This window comes from Enterococcus sp. GC34, assembly GCF_040886645.1.
GTDB classification, from domain to species: domain Bacteria; phylum Bacillota; class Bacilli; order Lactobacillales; family Enterococcaceae; genus Enterococcus; species Enterococcus faecalis.
Map to the genome: position 1 here is coordinate 123,548 of NZ_JBFOEF010000003.1, position 17,219 is coordinate 140,766.

At 36.8% G+C, this 17,219-nt stretch carries 15 protein-coding genes and 1 pseudogene; 6 read left to right on the forward strand and 10 right to left on the reverse strand.

From position 1 onward, the window contains the following. Window positions 1-208 precede the first annotated feature (208 nt). The 8 genes and pseudogenes from nadE to groES form a co-directional block, all read right to left on the reverse strand. Window positions 209-1,036, reverse strand: a complete 828-nt coding sequence (gene nadE / locus AB3I72_RS04280) for an ammonia-dependent NAD(+) synthetase (RefSeq protein ID WP_368023611.1) — start codon at window positions 1,034-1,036, stop codon at window positions 209-211. Between the two features lie 2 nt (window positions 1,037-1,038). Further along, entirely contained in the window at window positions 1,039-2,523 is a 1,485-nt protein-coding gene (locus tag AB3I72_RS04285; protein ID WP_002356538.1) for a nicotinate phosphoribosyltransferase, read from the reverse strand. Between the two features lie 77 nt (window positions 2,524-2,600). Next, a complete protein-coding gene (locus tag AB3I72_RS04290) occupies window positions 2,601-3,011 on the reverse strand; it encodes a GtrA family protein (RefSeq protein WP_002367164.1) in 411 nt (136 codons plus the stop codon). A 218-nt stretch (window positions 3,012-3,229) separates the two neighbouring features. Then, a pseudogene (locus AB3I72_RS04295) lies at window positions 3,230-4,777 on the reverse strand (glucosaminidase domain-containing protein). Between the two features lie 16 nt (window positions 4,778-4,793). After that, window positions 4,794-5,504 carry a hypothetical protein gene (locus tag AB3I72_RS04300; RefSeq protein WP_086279967.1) on the reverse strand — a complete coding sequence of 237 codons (711 nt, stop codon included), beginning with the start codon at window positions 5,502-5,504 and terminating at the stop codon, window positions 4,794-4,796. Window positions 5,505-5,527: 23 nt separating this feature from the next. Then, a complete protein-coding gene (locus tag AB3I72_RS04305) occupies window positions 5,528-6,247 on the reverse strand; it encodes a DNA-binding response regulator (protein ID WP_033600531.1) in 720 nt (239 codons plus the stop codon). Window positions 6,248-6,551: 304 nt separating this feature from the next. Further along, window positions 6,552-8,177 carry a chaperonin GroEL gene (gene groL, locus AB3I72_RS04310; RefSeq protein WP_002362559.1) on the reverse strand — a complete coding sequence of 542 codons (1,626 nt, stop codon included), beginning with the start codon at window positions 8,175-8,177 and terminating at the stop codon, window positions 6,552-6,554. A gap of 57 nt (window positions 8,178-8,234) precedes the next feature. Next, on the reverse strand, window positions 8,235-8,519 hold the full coding sequence (gene groES, locus AB3I72_RS04315) for a co-chaperone GroES (RefSeq protein ID WP_002356531.1): 285 nt from the start codon (window positions 8,517-8,519) through the stop codon (window positions 8,235-8,237). 233 nt (window positions 8,520-8,752) lie between these two features. Between groES and AB3I72_RS04320 the strand changes: the two genes are divergently transcribed. Further along, window positions 8,753-8,929 carry a hypothetical protein gene (locus tag AB3I72_RS04320; protein ID WP_002356530.1) on the forward strand — a complete coding sequence of 59 codons (177 nt, stop codon included), beginning with the start codon at window positions 8,753-8,755 and terminating at the stop codon, window positions 8,927-8,929. Between the two features lie 18 nt (window positions 8,930-8,947). After that, window positions 8,948-9,601, forward strand: coding sequence for a CPBP family intramembrane glutamic endopeptidase (locus AB3I72_RS04325; RefSeq protein ID WP_002356529.1), 654 nt, complete (start codon window positions 8,948-8,950; stop codon window positions 9,599-9,601). Between the two features lie 42 nt (window positions 9,602-9,643). Here the strand turns inward: AB3I72_RS04325 and AB3I72_RS04330 are convergent, their stop codons facing one another. Beyond that, entirely contained in the window at window positions 9,644-10,294 is a 651-nt protein-coding gene (locus tag AB3I72_RS04330) for a redox-sensing transcriptional repressor Rex (protein ID WP_002356528.1), read from the reverse strand. A gap of 213 nt (window positions 10,295-10,507) precedes the next feature. Between AB3I72_RS04330 and AB3I72_RS04335 the strand changes: the two genes are divergently transcribed. The 4 genes from AB3I72_RS04335 (at window position 10,508) to AB3I72_RS04350 (ending at window position 16,194) form a co-directional block, all read left to right on the forward strand. Continuing rightward, entirely contained in the window at window positions 10,508-12,454 is a 1,947-nt protein-coding gene (locus AB3I72_RS04335) for an ABC-F family ATP-binding cassette domain-containing protein (protein ID WP_368023613.1), read from the forward strand. 14 nt (window positions 12,455-12,468) lie between these two features. Next, the gene (locus AB3I72_RS04340; protein WP_002356525.1) at window positions 12,469-13,101 is read left to right on the forward strand and encodes a GntR family transcriptional regulator; all 633 of its coding nucleotides are present in this window, start codon (window positions 12,469-12,471) and stop codon (window positions 13,099-13,101) included. Between the two features lie 200 nt (window positions 13,102-13,301). After that, window positions 13,302-14,492, forward strand: a complete 1,191-nt coding sequence (locus tag AB3I72_RS04345) for a glycine betaine/L-proline ABC transporter ATP-binding protein (protein ID WP_368023614.1) — start codon at window positions 13,302-13,304, stop codon at window positions 14,490-14,492. After that, on the forward strand, window positions 14,485-16,194 hold the full coding sequence (locus AB3I72_RS04350) for an ABC transporter permease/substrate binding protein (protein WP_002356521.1): 1,710 nt from the start codon (window positions 14,485-14,487) through the stop codon (window positions 16,192-16,194). Before AB3I72_RS04345 ends, AB3I72_RS04350 begins: the two co-directional genes overlap by 8 nt. A gap of 284 nt (window positions 16,195-16,478) precedes the next feature. Here the strand turns inward: AB3I72_RS04350 and AB3I72_RS04355 are convergent, their stop codons facing one another. Then, window positions 16,479-17,213 (reverse strand): YcjF family protein, encoded by a 735-nt coding sequence (locus tag AB3I72_RS04355; protein ID WP_016614371.1) that lies wholly within the window; start codon window positions 17,211-17,213, stop codon window positions 16,479-16,481. Between the last annotated feature and the right edge of the window lie 6 nt (window positions 17,214-17,219).

Genomic DNA, 17,219 nt, shown 5'->3' on the forward strand with positions numbered 1-17,219 from the left:
ATAAGAAGAAATTTCCGAAAATTGCTCTTTAATTTTTGGAGAATTTCGGCTTATTTCCGAAGGAGTTGGTTCTGTTTCCGCCGTTTATCAGGTTTTGATCCTGGAGCAAAAATCCAAAGTGATTTTTGTTCTAGGCTTGTTTACTTTCTAAAAGTAGTTATGTAAAAAAAAACACAGACCATCGTTCATTCGCCGATGGTCTGTGTTTTTATTTCCAAAAATCATCAAAAATTGTAATGGGTAAATGCCGTTTGTGTTGTCCTTTTTTATACCAGTTTTCAATTGTTTGTTGATCTGTTTCCGAGACTTTTTTGCCTTCCAAATAATCATCAATGGCATCATACGTGACACCTAAGGCAACTTCATCTGCAACTAACGGTTTGTCATCTTCTAGATCAGCTGTTGGTGTTTTTAGATACAAGGCTTCTGGTGCCCCAAGTTCTTTCAGCAAAGCTTTTCCTTGGCGCTTATTTAAACGAAATAACGGTAAAATATCCGCTCCGCCATCGCCATATTTGGTGAAGAAAGCTGTCACATTTTCGGCTGCGTGGTCTGTGCCAATTACTGCGCCAGCATTTTCGCCAGCTACTGCATATTGTGTAATCATACGTTGACGTGCTTTCATGTTCCCTTTATTAAAATCGCTAATTTGAACACCAGCGTTTTCTAGCGAACCAACCATTGCATCCACTGCTGGTTTAATATCCACTCGTAAAGAGACATCTGGCTGGATAAAGGTTAGCGCGGCTTGTGCATCAGCTTCATCTGCTTGCTCACCGTAAGGAAGGCGAATCGCAATAAATTGATACGACATATCTCCTGTTTCTTCGCGCATTTCAGTCATCGCTAATTGTGCTAAGCGCCCAGCTAATGTTGAATCTTGTCCGCCACTAATTCCCAAGACAAAAGTTTTTAAAAAAGGATGTTTAGTTAAATAAGCTTTCAGAAAATCAATACTTTTACGAACTTCTTCTTTTGGATCAATTGTCGGTAAAACACCTAACTCTTGAATGATTTTTTCTTGAAGTGTTGTCATTTCTAGGCCTCCTTATTCACCGTTTCCGTTAAATGTTTAACGTCTTTACGCACTTTTTCCAATAAATTCATTTTGTGGTTCCAACAATCTGTTGAAAGGTCCACTGGATATTTTTGCGGATTCAAGTCCCGCTTGTATTCTTCCCAAAGTGAATCTAAATTTTCTTTTGCATATTGTTTAATTTCATCTAAAGTTGGTAATTCGTACACACGTTTTCCTTCAACGAAAATATCTTGGAGTACTGGCCGTGCTTCAAAATCACGGACATACTTATTAATAAAGGTATGAACGGGATGGAACATATAAATTTCTTCTTCTTGGCGAGGATCTTCGTTCCAAAGTGTCACATAGTCCCCTTCTGACTTTTTATCAGATTTACGTGTAATACGCCAAACTTGTTTTTTTCCTGGTGTTGTCACTTTTTCAGCATTGCTAGATAGTTTAATGGTATCTTTCATTTGACCATCTTCACCTTCAATTGAAACTAATTTAAACACCGCTCCTAAAGCCGGTTGATCATAGGCCGTAATCAGCTTGGTACCCACGCCCCATACATCAATTTTTGATTTTTGCATTTTTAGATTCAAAATCGTATTTTCATCTAAATCGTTCGATGCATAAATTTTTGCTTCAGTAAAGCCAGCTTCGTCCAGTTGTTCACGAACTCGTTTAGAAATATAAGCCATATCGCCACTATCAATCCGCACACCTAGGAAATTAATTTTATCCCCCATTTCTCGAGCTACTCGAATTGCGCTTGGCACTCCCGCTTTCAAAGTATCATACGTATCAACAAGGAAAACGCAATCCCGATGTGTTTTGGCATACGCCATGAATGCTTCATAATCATTTCCATACGACTGAACCAATGAATGGGCATGAGTCCCACTAACCGGAATACCAAAAATTTTACCAGCACGAACATTACTTGTCGCGTCCGCCCCACCAATATAGGCGGCTCTTGTGCCCCAAATGGCAGCATCTAATTCTTGTGCCCGGCGTGTTCCAAATTCCAATAAAGGATCATCGCCAATCACAGATTTAATTCGAGCCGCTTTTGTCGCAATTAATGTTTGGAAATTCACCATATTTAGCAAGGCAGTTTCTACCAATTGACATTGTGCCAAAGGACCTTCAATTTGAATTAACGGTTCGTTATTAAAAACCAAATCCCCTTCTAAAGCAGAGCGTACAGTACATTTAAATTCAAAATTTGCTAAATACGTCAAGAAATCTTCTGGATATTCTTCAACTTCTCGGAGATATGCAATATCAGATTCTGTGAACGTTAAATTTTCGAGATAATTGACTAAACGTTCTAAACCTGCAAAAATTGCGTAGCCATGATTAAAAGGCATCTCTCTAAAGTAACATTCAAAAACAGCATGTAAATCTGCTCTCCCTAATTCCCAGTATGTTTGCATCATATTGATTTGATACATATCTGTATGCAATGTCAAACTATCATCTGCATATGTATAGTCCATCGTTTTCTACCTCTATTCTTTGTATTAAAAACTTGTTTATATTATAACAAAAAAATTTTTTTTAGCCTAAAATCTGCTTAGACCTCTTTTTCTTTAAAAATGAAAAATTTACTGAAGAAATAATTTAAAATCACTACTACAACTTGTGTAATCATTTTCGCCCAAAACGATGAAAAATGAATACCATCAATTAGGAGAATCATTAAACCCATATCAGCCACAAAAGATAAAATTCGGTACCAATAAAATAAGCCCATTTCTTTAAAAAAACCAGCTATGCTTTCATGCTTACTTGCGAATACCCAATATTTATTCGTGAAAAAGGCAAATAGAACAGATAAAAACCAACTAATTGCGTTACTTATCTTGTAATCCAGCCCTAACACGTTTTGACAAACAAAAAACACAACTAAGTTGACGACCGTCGTTGCACCACCAAAAAATAAATAAGCCAGTACTTCTCGGTATTTACGAAATAATTCTTTCAATTTTCACGCATCCTTTCAACTAATCATTTTATCAAACTTCGGCAAGAAAACCTATCTATTTTGTGTAAAGACACAATTCTCTTGCTAATTTTACTATTTATTAAGTATTTATGAAAAACATAGTAAGAGTAGAGGAAAAGTTCATCCATGAATGAACTTTTTCTCTACTCTTCGTCTTATAATATATTGACTCTATCGACCAATAAGTTAAATCAGCATTAGTCCTTTAGCTTAGGAAGTGCTATCGTTTGTCCTTCGATTAATACAGAATACGTTAAGTCATTTGCCTGCTTGAGTGCGGTTAAGGAATAGCCCGTTTTTTTAGCAATTTTTGCGAGGGTCTATCCTCTTTTTACTTCATAATACTCAGTAGACTCTGTTTTTGAGTCATTCGCTGTACCATTTGATTGCTCTGCTGTTTCCAAAGCATTAGTCACCGATTTACTGATTATTAGTGATTGAAGTAACGCTTGTTCTTTCGGTTCTAGAGAAGTCGCCGCTGTATGCTGAGGAATCGTGATTTTTTGGCCAATATAAAACATTTCTTGAGTCTTTGAATTTTGTTTTAAAATGGCTGTTGCTGACACACCAAACGTCTGGCTAATGGTGGCGAGAGAATCTCCTTTGCTTACTTCATAGATGACTGCTTCTTTTTTTAGCTGTTCTTTGACTGCTTCCTTATCAAACGAAGGTTTCTTTTCTTCTGCCAAATTAGTCACTACTGGTTTCTTCTTATCTTGATCGTATTCAGTTAATTGATAGGTTTCAATCAACGCGTTTAATTTTTTATCGTAATATGTATCCGTTGCATAACGACCTGTTAAAAATTTTGTTGCCTGCTGATAATTCGTCGTGTTTGCTTTCAAAACGCCGTGATAAAACGTTGGATTACCCGCTAGCCCATTGATGATTAATTTACTATAGTCTGTTAATGATTCTTTATAGGAAGGATACTGACGAAAATCGGCATGAATGGTGGTCATCTTCCCTTTACCATCATCTTCTTGTGTGGAAAAGCTGACACTTTGACCTTGATAAGCGCCTTTAATGCCAAATAAATTATAATTAGGCGGCGCGGCTAACGCACTATTGCCCGAGCCACTTTCTAAAATAGCTTGAGCTATCATGACAGAAGCGTATAGATCATGCCGCTGACCAATAACTCGTGCTTCTTCACCGATTTTTCTAATAAACTCAGAAGTAGAAGCATTCTCTTGGACAACAAAATTTGCCTCGACTTGTTGTTGAATTCCTGCTTGCTTTTCCTTTTCTTGACTATTGTCTATCTCTGAATGTACCAACGGCTCTTTGGTCTTTTCAGTTAATGTAGAATTTTGTGGTTCCTGATTATGAGGCGGCTTTTCAGTGAGTGCTTTACGCTCTTCAGACGCTGATTGCTCACTTTGTAACGATTCGGTTGGTTTAGTACTAGCAATTGGCTTTTCTTGTGGCGGTAAACTATTTTCAGATTCTGAAGGTTCCACATTATTTTCTGGAGGGTCACTGCTGTCATTTTGTGTTGAGCTTTCTTGTTGTTCAGACGAACTTATTACTGTTTCGTTCAGCGTTGAAGAAGTAAGAGTTTCTTGGTCTTGATTGACTTGGTCCGCTCTTTTTTCTTCCAGTACTAGCTGTCGGCTTTCGTGACTCGTTTCGGTCTCCTCTTGAGCGATTAATGGTTCCAAATTGTAGTAACTGGCGCCCGCATAAGTCCCTAAGACTCCAAGACATACCAACTTCAAATATCTTGCCTTTCTTTTTTTCATCGCATTTCTCCTTCATTTACCTCTTTATTTCTGCTAATAATTGCTCTATCTGTTGGTACATTCCTGTTGATTCATTCTTGATGGTTAGCATTTGTTCACAATAAGCTTGGTACTCTCTTGCCACTTGCTTCATGCTTGTTAAAGTTGCTAAACGTTGTTCCATCTCTTCATGAACTGTTGCAACTTGTTGGTTAGCTTGGGCAATTGTTTCTTTTGCTTGACGTTTGGCTTCTAATAAGACTTCGCCAATTTCTTTTTGAGAAAGCGTAACGGCTGTGTCTAAGTTCTCTTCGCTAGTCTGTCTCTGTTGTATCTTTGCTTCAGACAATTGTTTCTGTAAAGAAGTGATAGTTGCTTCTTTATCACTTAACGTTTCTTTAACATCTTTAAGTTGAACATCTTTTTCGACTACTTGTTTTTGTAATGCTTCCACTTCATTGGTTTGCATTAATAATTGCTCCGTTAGTTTTTTTATGGATTGCTGATATATTTGATTTTCTTCTTCCAGTTTTTCAGCAAAAGAAAACGATTCTTCCGACAGTTCAGTCGGCACTTCTTGCTTGACCTGCTTAACTTTTGCAGCTTGCTCTTTTGCATAAACGACCTCGTCATCAAAGATTGCTTCCTCTGTTACCTTTGGTTGTGCTTTCCCCGATTGTTCATTTTCAAAATCCGGCATCTTCTCATACTCCTCATCTTCATTGTTTTTAGTCAAAAATTGCCACATTTGTTTCTCCTCCTTCGTACCTTTTACACCGTTAACATATAGCCTTTTGAGCGAATTGTTTTGATATATTGTGGTTTGTTCACATCTTGTTCAATTTTTTTACGCAAATGGAAAATCACATTAGCGACACGATATTTTCGTTCATTCGCAGTATCTTTCCAGACATTTTTGTAGAGTTCTTCATATGTAATTGTTTGTCCTGCGTGTTTGTATAAATACTCTATTGTGAAAAATTCCAATTTTGTTAAAAGAATTTCTTCTCCACTTCCCAAGCAAACACTCAAATTTGGCGCAATTAAATACAATCTCTCAGAAAGATTCTTAGTAACGGTTTGTTCCTCGTTTGCACTAACTAATTTAGGATAAAAACGTCTTTTTACACGTTGCAATAAATTACTCATGCTTAACACGCATTCTTGGCGATCATAAGAATGATCAAAAACGCCATCTGCGCCTAATTGTAAATAAATAATTCGATTGACTTTACTAATTGCTTCTGTCCGAGAAAATAACCAAATAGGCAAGTCTGACTGCTTGCGAATTGTCATTAATAACTCACAACAAGTATTTACTTGCTGGTGATCAGTAACTTCAATCACTAATCCATCAATATGGTGCAAATGAAGAAGTATATTTGTTCCTTGGATGATCTGACATTCTACTTGATTACTTACAAACCAATTTTGACAGTATTCTTTTGTTTCAATTGTCAAAGGGACGACACCAATTGTATATTTTTCCATTTTTTTACCTCAATCTTCCTAATATTCTCCTTCAAAATATAATAATTTTTATTTATATTCTATTAATAAATAAAAATCACCAACTACTAATTTTTCAAAAAATGATTGTTATTACTAAATTTTATCGAATAAAAACAAGGCTGTCTAGCTAAAACGAAACCTTTAAATTATCATCTTTTTTGTTAAATGAGTAAATATTTGAGAAAACACTACAAGCAAAGATATTATTTAGATTATTTATTCTTTATGTAAAAAAAAGCTTACGATTTTTCAATCGTAAGCTTTTAGAATACTTTTTTTATTTTTACATCATACCGCCCATGCCCATTGATGGATCCATCATAGGAGCTGGTGCAGCTGGTTCTGGTTTGTCTGCAACAACTGCTTCGGTTGTTAATAATAAAGCTGACACAGAAGCTGCATTTTGTAAGGCAGAACGAGTTACTTTTGTTGGGTCAACAATACCGGCTTCAACCATGTTTACCCATTCACCGTTAGCTGCATTGAATCCGATACCTAAGTCAACATTTTTTAGTTTGTCAACAATCACTGATCCTTCATAACCAGCATTTTCAGCGATTTGACGGATTGGTTCTTCTAATGCACGAACGACAATCTTGATCCCTGTTGCCACATCGCCTTCAGCTTCTAGCGCAGCGACTTTACCAATTACATTGACAAGTGCAGTACCACCACCAGAAACCATGCCTTCTTCTACAGCGGCACGTGTTGCGTTTAACGCATCTTCAATTCGTAATTTTAATTCTTTTAATTCTGTTTCAGTTGCAGCACCGACTTTAACGACAGCAACCCCGCCAGCTAATTTAGCTAAACGTTCTTGTAATTTTTCACGATCAAAATCAGACGTTGTTTCGCCGATTTGGTTTTTAATTAAATGAACGCGGGCATCAATGGCTTCTTTTGAACCAGCACCTTCAACAATTGTTGTGTTATCTTTGTCGACAACTACTTTGCTAGCATTTCCTAAGTTTTCAATGGTTGTGTCTTTTAACTCTAATCCTAAGTCGTCAGTGATCACTGTACCACCTGTTAAAATAGCAATATCTTCAAGCATCGCTTTGCGGCGGTCACCAAATCCTGGCGCTTTTACTGCGACAACATTAAATGTACCACGGATTTTGTTCAATACTAATGTTGGTAGAGCTTCTCCATCAACATCATCCGCAATGATCAATAGTGGACGGCTTTGTTGTAGAATTTGTTCTAATAAAGGTAAGATATCTTGAATATTTGAGATTTTTTTGTCGGTAATTAAGATATATGGATTTTCTAAAACAGCTTCCATTTTATCGTTGTCAGTAACCATGTATTGAGATAAATAACCGCGGTCGAATTGCATTCCTTCAACCACATCTAATTCTGTTTCAATCCCTTTTGATTCTTCAATGGTAATTACGCCGTCGTTACCAACTTTTTCCATTGCATCGGCAATTAATTGGCCGACTTTTTCAGAACCTGATGAAACAGCAGCGACTTGTGCAATCGCTTCTTTTGAATCAACTACAGATGAAATATTGTGTAATTCTTCTACTGCTGTTTTTGTTGCTAATTCAATCCCACGACGAATACCTAATGGGTTAGCTCCAGCAGTTACGTTTTTTAAGCCTTCACGAACAATGGCTTGTGTCAAAACAGTCGCTGTTGTTGTTCCGTCACCAGCAATATCATTTGTTTTAGAAGCAACTTCTGAAACTAATTTTGCGCCCATGTTTTCAAAATGATCTTCTAATTCAATTTCCTTAGCAATTGTTACCCCATCGTTAGTAATCAATGGTGAACCAAATGATTTTTCTAAAACAACGTTACGACCTTTAGGGCCTAATGTCACTTTCACTGTATCTGCTAATACATCTACTCCGCGTAGCATTGCTGCACGTGCATCTTCTGCAAATTTAATCTCTTTTGCCATGATTTCTTCACCTCATAATTTTTTTCTTCTATTATATTATTCTGTAAAAGTTGTTTATTATTCAACAGTGGCAATAATGTCTTTGGCTGATACAATTAAGTATTCTACGCCTTCGTATTTCACTTCTGTTCCTGAATATTTTTCAAACATTACTGTGTCACCAATTTTTACTTCCATCGGAACTTTTGTGCCATTTTCAAGCACACGACCTTCACCTACTGCGATAACTTCACCTGTTTGTGGTTTTTCTTTTGCAACGGATGCAAGAACAATTCCTCCAACAGTTTTTTCTTCTTCTTTCGCGACTCTAATTACGACGCGATCGCCTAATGGTTTTAACACAATAAATCCCTCCAAATAAAAAGTTTTCGCTTATTTTAGCACTCGATACACAAGAGTGCTAACTCACACTATTTATAATACTCATTTCACTCTAAAAATGCAAGTCTTTTCTCTCTTTTTCTTGTCAATTATAAGATACGCATTTTTTATTGCGTATTCTTTTTTTCATGGAATGTTTTTCCAATCCTTTAATTCATGGTAAAATAAGTTGACTACGATTGGAGGCGAATAAAATGAAACAACGTTTACTTACAGCACTAATAGCAACCTTCGTTTATTTTGTGATAGCGAATTTAGGAAATCTTGTTTTCAGTGTCACAGAAGGAATTGTTTCGACACTTTGGGAATCTCTTTTCTTTTTCTTATTCGTTTTTCTTTTATTAGGCTATCGCAATAATCGTAAAAAATAATTATAGAAAGGATTAACCATGACCTTAAGAAAATCAAGTTTATTTATTTTAGTCACATACATTATCGCTTTTTTCGGGCCGTTACTTTTTTCGGGTATTTCCCCCAATGCAGCGATTAATGTGACAACTGCTCTCTACATTATTGGCGCCCTTGTAATGATTGGCATCTTTTTAAAAACCACAGAACCTTCTCCTTTAGAGGAAACCGCAACCTTGAAATCACCTATTTTTATTTTTTTACTAGGTGTTAGTGGGATTTTCATTGCCATGCTGATTCAAGGGGTTACTTTTGCCATTGAAGTAGCCATCACAGGAGAACAAGCTACTTCTCAAAATACGCAAGCTATTGTGGCGGTGATTTTGGCAAATCCTTTATTTATTTTGGCAACTACTATCGGTGGTCCGATTATGGAAGAATTCGTCTTTCGTTATGCATTTATCCATTTAATCCAGCCTTTTACAAATTTCTGGATTGCGGCTACTGTTAGTTCGGCGATTTTTTCACTCGCACATGCCGATGGTCACTTTTTTGTTTATTTCTTTATGGGATTTTTCTTTGCTCTTTTGTACAAGCAAACTGGAAAAATTTGGACCTCAATTATTGCCCATTGCGGCATGAATACGATTGTGATTATTGTTCAACTACTTTTGCATAATGGTGCAATTCAATAAGAAAAGGGCCTTCGTCTAAACGACTAGGCCCTTTTCTTTTGCTTATTCTTCTTCGTCAATCAATTCGTTGTCATGATGTAAGAAATAAATTAATGTTTGTAATTCGTTGGTTAAGTCAACATTTTGAATTAATACTTCAGGTGGCGCTACTAAACGCGCAGCTGTAAAGTTTAGAATTCCTTTAACCCCTGCTTCGGCAAGTTTGTTCACAACTTCTTGTGCTTTGCGAGCTGGAATAGTTAAAATAGCCACTTCGATTTGTTGAACACGGATTTGTTCCATCATATCTTCCATTGGATAAACCGGAATACCGTCAACAATGCGTCCCACAATATCTTCATTCACATCAAATGCGCAACTTACACGAATACTGTTGCTTTGATGGAATTTGTACTTTAATAAAGCACTTCCTAAATTACCAACCCCGATTAATGCGACATTGGTTAACTCATCTTCATTCAACGTTTTTGCAAAAAAGTTCATTAAGTTTTCAACATCATAGCCGTACCCACGTTTACCTAATTCACCAAAATATGAAAAGTCACGACGAATAGTCGCACTGTCTACTTGTACCGCTTCACTTAATTCAGTTGATGAGACTTTATTTTTTCCTGTATCATGTAACATTCTTAAGTAGCGATAATATAAAGGAAGGCGTCGCGCCGTTGCTTTTGGAATAACTTGATCTTTCACAATTGGACCTCCAATACTTTCACTTAAATCTTATCCATTAACATAATAGCAGTTTTTCACAATAAAAAGCAATTCTATGGCTCAAAAATAGCATTTTTCTTCAAAAGTTTGTGATAAAAGGTATAAACCTTCACAAAGCATTTTTTGATACGTGCTATTTTAGCAGATTTTATGCTACACTAAGGGCAATGAATTTAGAAATGAGGACTACTGATGATTTTATTACAAGCAAATCAAGTTGCCCGGCATTTTGGCTCGGAAACATTGTTTGAAAACATACATTTAGAAATTGCAACAAAAAGTCGGATTGCCTTAGTTGGTCGTAATGGTGCTGGAAAATCGACTTTTTTAAAAATCATTGCAGGCATTGATGCTCCCGATAGCGGAACTATTGCTAAAAATAAAACTGCTACGTTAGGTTATTTAGCTCAAAATACCGGCTTAGAATCAGATAAAACCGTTTGGGAAGAAATGACAAAAGCCTTTGCTGACATCCTAGAAATGGAACAGCGTATGCGAGAATTAGAAACCAAAATTAGTGAAATGGAGCCAACCACTTCCGTTTATGAAGGAATTTTAAAAGAGTACGATCAATTGCAACATACGTTTTCTGAAAAAAATGGCTACGGCTATGAAAATGAAATTCGCTCAGTCCTTCACGGCTTTGGCTTTGATGAATCTTTTTACACGAAAGATATTCAAACCTTATCTGGTGGTCAAAAAACCCGGCTTGCATTAGCGAGAATGCTTTTACAAAAACCAGACATTTTAATTCTGGACGAGCCTACAAACCACTTAGATATCGAGACGCTTTCTTGGCTGGAATCTTATTTGCCAAGTTATGCCGGCGCCCTATTGATTGTTTCCCACGATCGTTATTTTTTAGATAAGGTAGTTAATGAAGTTTATGAACTGAGCCGTAAAAAAATGACTCACTACAAAGGAAACTATTCCAAATACTTGGAGTTAAAAGCAGAACAATTAGCCAGTGAATGGAAAGCGTATGAAAAGCAACAAGAAGAGATCAATAAGTTAGAAGATTTCGTTGCCAAAAATCTGGTTCGTGCATCTACAACGAAACGTGCGCAAAGTCGCCGAAAAGTATTAGAAAAAATGGATCGTTTAGACCGACCTCAAGGAGATGAAAAATCGGCGCATTTTCTTTTCGATAGTGAAAAAGTCTCGGGAAATGTTGTTTTACAAGTCGAAGATGCCGCCATTGGTTACGACCAAGAACATATTTTATCCGAACCTATTCACTTGGATATTCGTCGCAAAGAAGCCATTGCCTTAGTCGGACCGAACGGAATTGGTAAATCCACTCTCTTGAAATCAATTATTGACCGCATTCCTTTCATTAAAGGAAGTAAAACTTTTGGCACCAATGTTTCTGTAGGTTACTATGACCAAGAGCAAGCCAATTTACATGGCAATAAAACGGTCTTAGCGGAATTATGGGATGAACACCCAACCACACCTGAAAAAGAGATTCGAAGTATTTTAGGCGGCTTTCTCTTCAGTGGAGATGATGTTGAAAAAACGATTCCTTTATTAAGCGGTGGTGAAAAAGCACGTGTGGCATTAGCAAAATTAGCGATGAATCGTGACAATTTCTTGATACTCGATGAGCCAACCAACCACTTGGATATCGATAATAAAGAAGTTTTAGAAAATGCGCTGATTGATTATGAAGGAACCATCCTCTTCGTTTCCCATGACCGTTACTTTATCAATCGAATTGCAACAAAAGTTGTTGAGCTTTCTGAAAAAGGCAGCAAACTTTATTTAGGCGACTATGATTATTATTTAGAAAAGAAACAAGAGGAAGAAGAAATCGCTGCCCTCTTAGCTAATGAAGAAGCGGCGAAAAAACCCGAACCAGTCACAGCCAAAAATACCTTTTATCAAAATAAGGAGCAACAAAAATTACTCCGTACTTTGCAGAGAAAAATAACACAAGTCGAAGAAAATCTTGCTCAGTTAGATACGACAATTGCACAATTAGAAGCACAAATGAGTCAACCAGACATTCTAGAAAATCATGTTGAATTGCTGGCTTTAAACCAACAATTAGATGATGCTCGTCAGCAACAAGATGAACTACTTGAGCAATGGGAAAATTTCAGTTTAGAATTAGAAGGAATGGAAAATAACAATTAACGGAGGGATTCACTATGGCTTCCAAAAAAATCAGTTTAACGAAGCCCAAATATCAACAAATCGCCGTCGATGTTGCGGAAAAAATTGCAGAAGGCAAATTACATGTTGGAGATAAAATCCATGCCCGTTCCACCCTAGCTAACCAATACCAAGTGTCGCCAGAAACAGCCCGCAAAGCCATTATCGTTTTAGTTGATTTAGAAATCGTTAAAGCCAAACACGGCAGCGGATTCTATGTGGCATCAAAAGAAAAAGCGCAGGACTTTGTGACACAATATCAAGACGTTCAAACGATTGCTGAAATTAAAGAAGAATTGCTAGATAGCGTAGCGAAACAAAAAGAAGAACTTACTCATTTTTCTAGCATTCTAGATACTCTTGTTGAACAAACAAAGCGTTTTGATTCTTTCAATCCAATGAATCCTTATTCATTAGTTTTAACAGAAGAAGCTGCTTATCTTGAGGCGACGATTAGCGAAATGAATTTTTGGCAAAACACTTCGGCAACGATTATCGCCATCAAACACAAAGAAGAACTTCTGGTCTCACCTGGTCCATATGCAAAGATTTCGTTGAACGACACACTTTATTTTGTTGGACATGACGAATCAACGTTACAACGAGTCCAAAATTTCTTTTATCCTTAAACAAAAAAGTGACTACTTATCTTGCGGTAAATAGTCACTTTTTTTATTTATTATTTCTATTTTTCATAAAAAACCACTATAAAACCTAGTTAAAATACTGTTTTTCTTCATTTTCAGAAAGATTTTCATCTAATTTGACAAAGTGACAACTTTATAGTAGTCTGATGTAGTCACTTTTTTTAATGAGGAGGAACAATGATTTGCCAAAAGTAAAAGTAAATCACCTTACCAAGATCTTTGGTAAGAAAACCAAACCGGCACTTGAAATGATTCGTGCCAACAAAAGCAAAACAGAAATTTTAGAAAAAATGGGTGCCACAGTCGGTGTTTATGATGTAAATTTCGAAGTTGAAGAAGGCGAAATTTTCGTTATTATGGGGTTATCAGGAAGTGGGAAATCAACATTAATTCGTTTATTAAATCGTTTGATTGAACCAACTTCAGGAAATATTTATATTGATGGACAAGATATTTCTTCTTTAGATAAAGAAGGATTACGTGAAGTACGTCGAAATAAAATGAGCATGGTTTTCCAAAACTTTGGTCTTTTCCCCCATCGAACTATCTTAGAAAATACGGAATATGGTTTAGAAATTCGTGGTGTTCCTAAAGAAGAACGCCAAGCAAAAGCTGAAAAAGCCTTAGAAAATTCTAGCTTAATTGCTTTTAAAGACCAATTACCAAGTCAATTATCTGGTGGGATGCAACAACGTGTCGGCCTTGCTCGTGCCTTGGCTAACGATCCAGAAATTTTATTAATGGACGAAGCGTTCTCTGCTCTTGATCCGTTAATTCGTCGTGAAATGCAAGACGAACTATTAGATTTACAAGAAAATGTCAAAAAAACCATTATCTTTATCACACATGATTTGAATGAAGCTTTACGAATCGGCGACCGGATCGCCTTGATGAAAGATGGTCAAATTATGCAAATTGGGACTGGAGAAGAAATTTTAACCAACCCAGCCAACGAATATGTGCGAACCTTCGTGGAAGATGTGGATCGTTCAAAAGTCTTAACTGCCCAAAATATTATGGTACCTGCTTTAACTACTAACATTGAAATTGATGGCCCAACTGTTGCTTTAAAACGGATGCGTCAAGAAGAAGTGAGTATGTTACTTGCCGTGGATAAAAAACGCCAACTAAAAGGCGTTGTACGCGCAGAAAAAGCTTTAGAAGCGCGTAAAAACGGGACTTCTCTTGTAGAATGTGTGGATCCAGAAATTCAAACAATCGACAAAGATATGTTAGTGAATGATATTTTCCCACTGATTTATGATGCACAAACGCCTCTTGCCGTGACTGATAACGGCAAACTATTAGGCGTGGTCATCCGTGGTAGCGTACTTGAAGCACTTGCAGAAACAGAGGTGAACGAACATGAATAAGTATCAATTACCTGTCGCGTCTTGGGTTGAAAGTTTTACTGATTGGTTAACTTCAACATTTGCTGGATTATTCAGCTTTTTACAAACAATTGGTCAAAGTGTAATGGACAACATTACTGCATTACTAACAGCCGTACCACCACTTGTGCTGATCGTGCTATTAACGATTGCTGCTTTCTTTATTTCTAATAAAAAAATCGGCTTAAGTTTATTCACGTTTATCGGCTTAATGTTTATCTATAATCAAAACTTATGGAACGATTTAATGAGTACCGTTACGTTAGTTTTACTTTCTAGTGTTATTTCCATTATCATTGGTGTGCCACTAGGGATTTTAATGGCGAAAAGCGAAAAAGCCAAAAGTATCATTACACCGATTTTGGACTTCATGCAAACAATGCCTGGTTTCGTTTACTTGATTCCAGCCGTTGCATTCTTCGGAATTGGTATGGTTCCTGGGGTCTTCGCCTCTGTTATCTTCGCTTTACCACCAACCGTGCGCTTTACGAATTTAGGAATTCGACAAGTACCAAATGAACTTGTTGAAGCAGCTGATTCTTACGGTAGTACTGGCTGGCAAAAATTATTCAAATTAGAATTACCTTTAGCCAAAAACACGATTATGGCTGGTGTTAACCAAACAACCATGCTAGCTCTATCAATGGTAGTTATTGCTTCAATGATTGGTGCGCCTGGATTAGGACGTGGCGTCCTTTCTGCTTTACAACGTGCGCAAGTCGGGAACGGTTTCGTAAATGGTGTGGCTTTAGTTATTTTAGCGATTATCATTGACCGTTTTACTCAACATTTAAATAATAAAAAAGCAGCCCCTAAAGCAGCTGGTGCCACCTCTAAAAAGAAAAAATACGGGATTATTGCAGCGGTTGTTGTAATTGTCGCTGGCTTAGTTGGTGCTTCAATTTTTACAACAACAAATGATAAGCAAATTTCCCTTTCTTATGTGGAATGGGATACCGAAGTAGCCTCCACACATGTGGTTGCCGAAGTCTTAAAAGATATGGGGTATGATGTTAAAACGACTCCTTTAGATAACGCAATTATGTGGGAATCTGTAGCTAAAGGTGAAACAGATGCCATGGTTGGTGCGTGGCTGCCAGGAACACACGCAGAGCAATATAAACAATATAAAGATAAATTAGACGACCTTGGTGAAAACCTTAAAGGTGCGAAGCTAGGAATTGTCGTCCCTTCTTATATGGATGTTGATTCTATCGAAGATTTATCTGATCAAGCTGGGAAAAAGATTACTGGAATTGAACCTGGGGCTGGTGTTGTTGCAGCAGCAGAGAAAACTAAAGAAGCTTATCCTAATTTGAAAGATTGGTCTGTTGAAACTTCTTCATCAGGTGCCATGACTGTCGCCTTAGGACAAGCAATTAAAAACAACGAAGACATCGTTATTACTGGCTGGTCTCCTCACTGGATGTTTGCAAAATATGATTTAAAATATTTAGCTGATCCAAAAGGCACTATGGGCGGCGAAGAAGCGATTCACACAATGGCTCGCCAAGGCCTAAAAGAAGATCAACCAGAAGCTTACAAAGTGTTAGATAATTTCCATTGGACAACTAAGGATATGGAATCTGTCATGTTAGAAATTAACGAAGGCAAAGACCCACAAGAAGCTGCACGCGATTGGGTTGATTCACATAAAGACCAAGTAGCAGAATGGAAAAAATAATTCTTAACAAATGACTTCCCCATCTATTAAAAGAGGACGTTGAACAAATTGTTCAACGCCCTCTTTTTTCGCAAAAAAAAACCACTCAGTTGGGTAGACTGAGTGGAAAGGAGTTATTTTTACTTGAGGAGTAAAAATGAAAAGTGTTTATGTTGGGTGTTTTGTTGGTATGCTTATATATTAACGAGAACCTGTGAATAATTTGTGACGAAAACCTTGGAAATTTGCTACGAATTACTTAAAAAAGTTTAAATGTGTCTCATCCTAGTTAATCGATACAGTAATTATTTCTTTTTAGTATTTTGGATGGCTTTAAATAATGTTGAAAATTGTCCTTTGAAAGACATCACATCATCAAAGATATCAACACCATCGTTTAACATTTTGACGGTAACCCAGCCAAGCGCTTCCGTAATTGCTACCGCAACTGAAGCATTGACCATGCCACCAGTCACAGTTCCGACAACAGGAATCACTTTTAGAATATTTCCGACTGCGCTCTTACCTAAACTAACCACTACTAATTCTTTGGTTAAACTTTTACCTAAGCTTTCAGACCAAGACTGACCAAAAATTTTATGCAGCCGTGACATCATAGTTAATTGAACAGGTACCAGTAAAAAAGCATCCGAAAATGGAATTGGCGAAAACCCAATAATTGCTGCTGACAATGCAGCAAAATGAATCGTTTGATGACTTTTCTTTTTCACGTCAGGTGAAACACCAGCCAAAAATTCATCAAATACTTTGTCGAGTTGTGTTTGACTGTTCGTCACTAATTGTTCTGCTTTACCTTTAGAAGTTGCGAAAGCATTCATTATGGCAGTAGACGTTTTTTGTGGAAATTTTTTCAAGACATCTTGAAAAAAAGAACGAAATTCTGGGTCTTCGATTTCTTCATTCAATTGCTTAGTTTCTTGTTCTGCTAATTCTTGTTTTTCAATCTCTTCAAAAAGTTCTTGTTTCTTTTTGTTTTTATGTTTTTTTCTTCTCATCTCATTAACTCCCTTATCTATCAATATGTA

Coding starts and splice junctions, on each gene's coding strand:
- nadE (WP_368023611.1), bottom strand. CDS start 1,036: ATGACAACACTTCAAGAAAAAATCATTCAAGAGTTAGGTGTTTTACCG.
- AB3I72_RS04335 (WP_368023613.1), top strand. CDS start 10,508: ATGATTTTATTACAAGCAAATCAAGTTGCCCGGCATTTTGGCTCGGAA.
- AB3I72_RS04350 (WP_002356521.1), top strand. CDS start 14,485: ATGAATAAGTATCAATTACCTGTCGCGTCTTGGGTTGAAAGTTTTACT.
- AB3I72_RS04300 (WP_086279967.1), bottom strand. CDS start 5,504: ATGTGGCAATTTTTGACTAAAAACAATGAAGATGAGGAGTATGAGAAG.
- AB3I72_RS04325 (WP_002356529.1), top strand. CDS start 8,948: ATGACCTTAAGAAAATCAAGTTTATTTATTTTAGTCACATACATTATC.
- groL (WP_002362559.1), bottom strand. CDS start 8,177: ATGGCAAAAGAGATTAAATTTGCAGAAGATGCACGTGCAGCAATGCTA.
- AB3I72_RS04305 (WP_033600531.1), bottom strand. CDS start 6,247: ATGGAAAAATATACAATTGGTGTCGTCCCTTTGACAATTGAAACAAAA.
- AB3I72_RS04320 (WP_002356530.1), top strand. CDS start 8,753: ATGAAACAACGTTTACTTACAGCACTAATAGCAACCTTCGTTTATTTT.
- AB3I72_RS04285 (WP_002356538.1), bottom strand. CDS start 2,523: ATGGACTATACATATGCAGATGATAGTTTGACATTGCATACAGATATG.
- AB3I72_RS04340 (WP_002356525.1), top strand. CDS start 12,469: ATGGCTTCCAAAAAAATCAGTTTAACGAAGCCCAAATATCAACAAATC.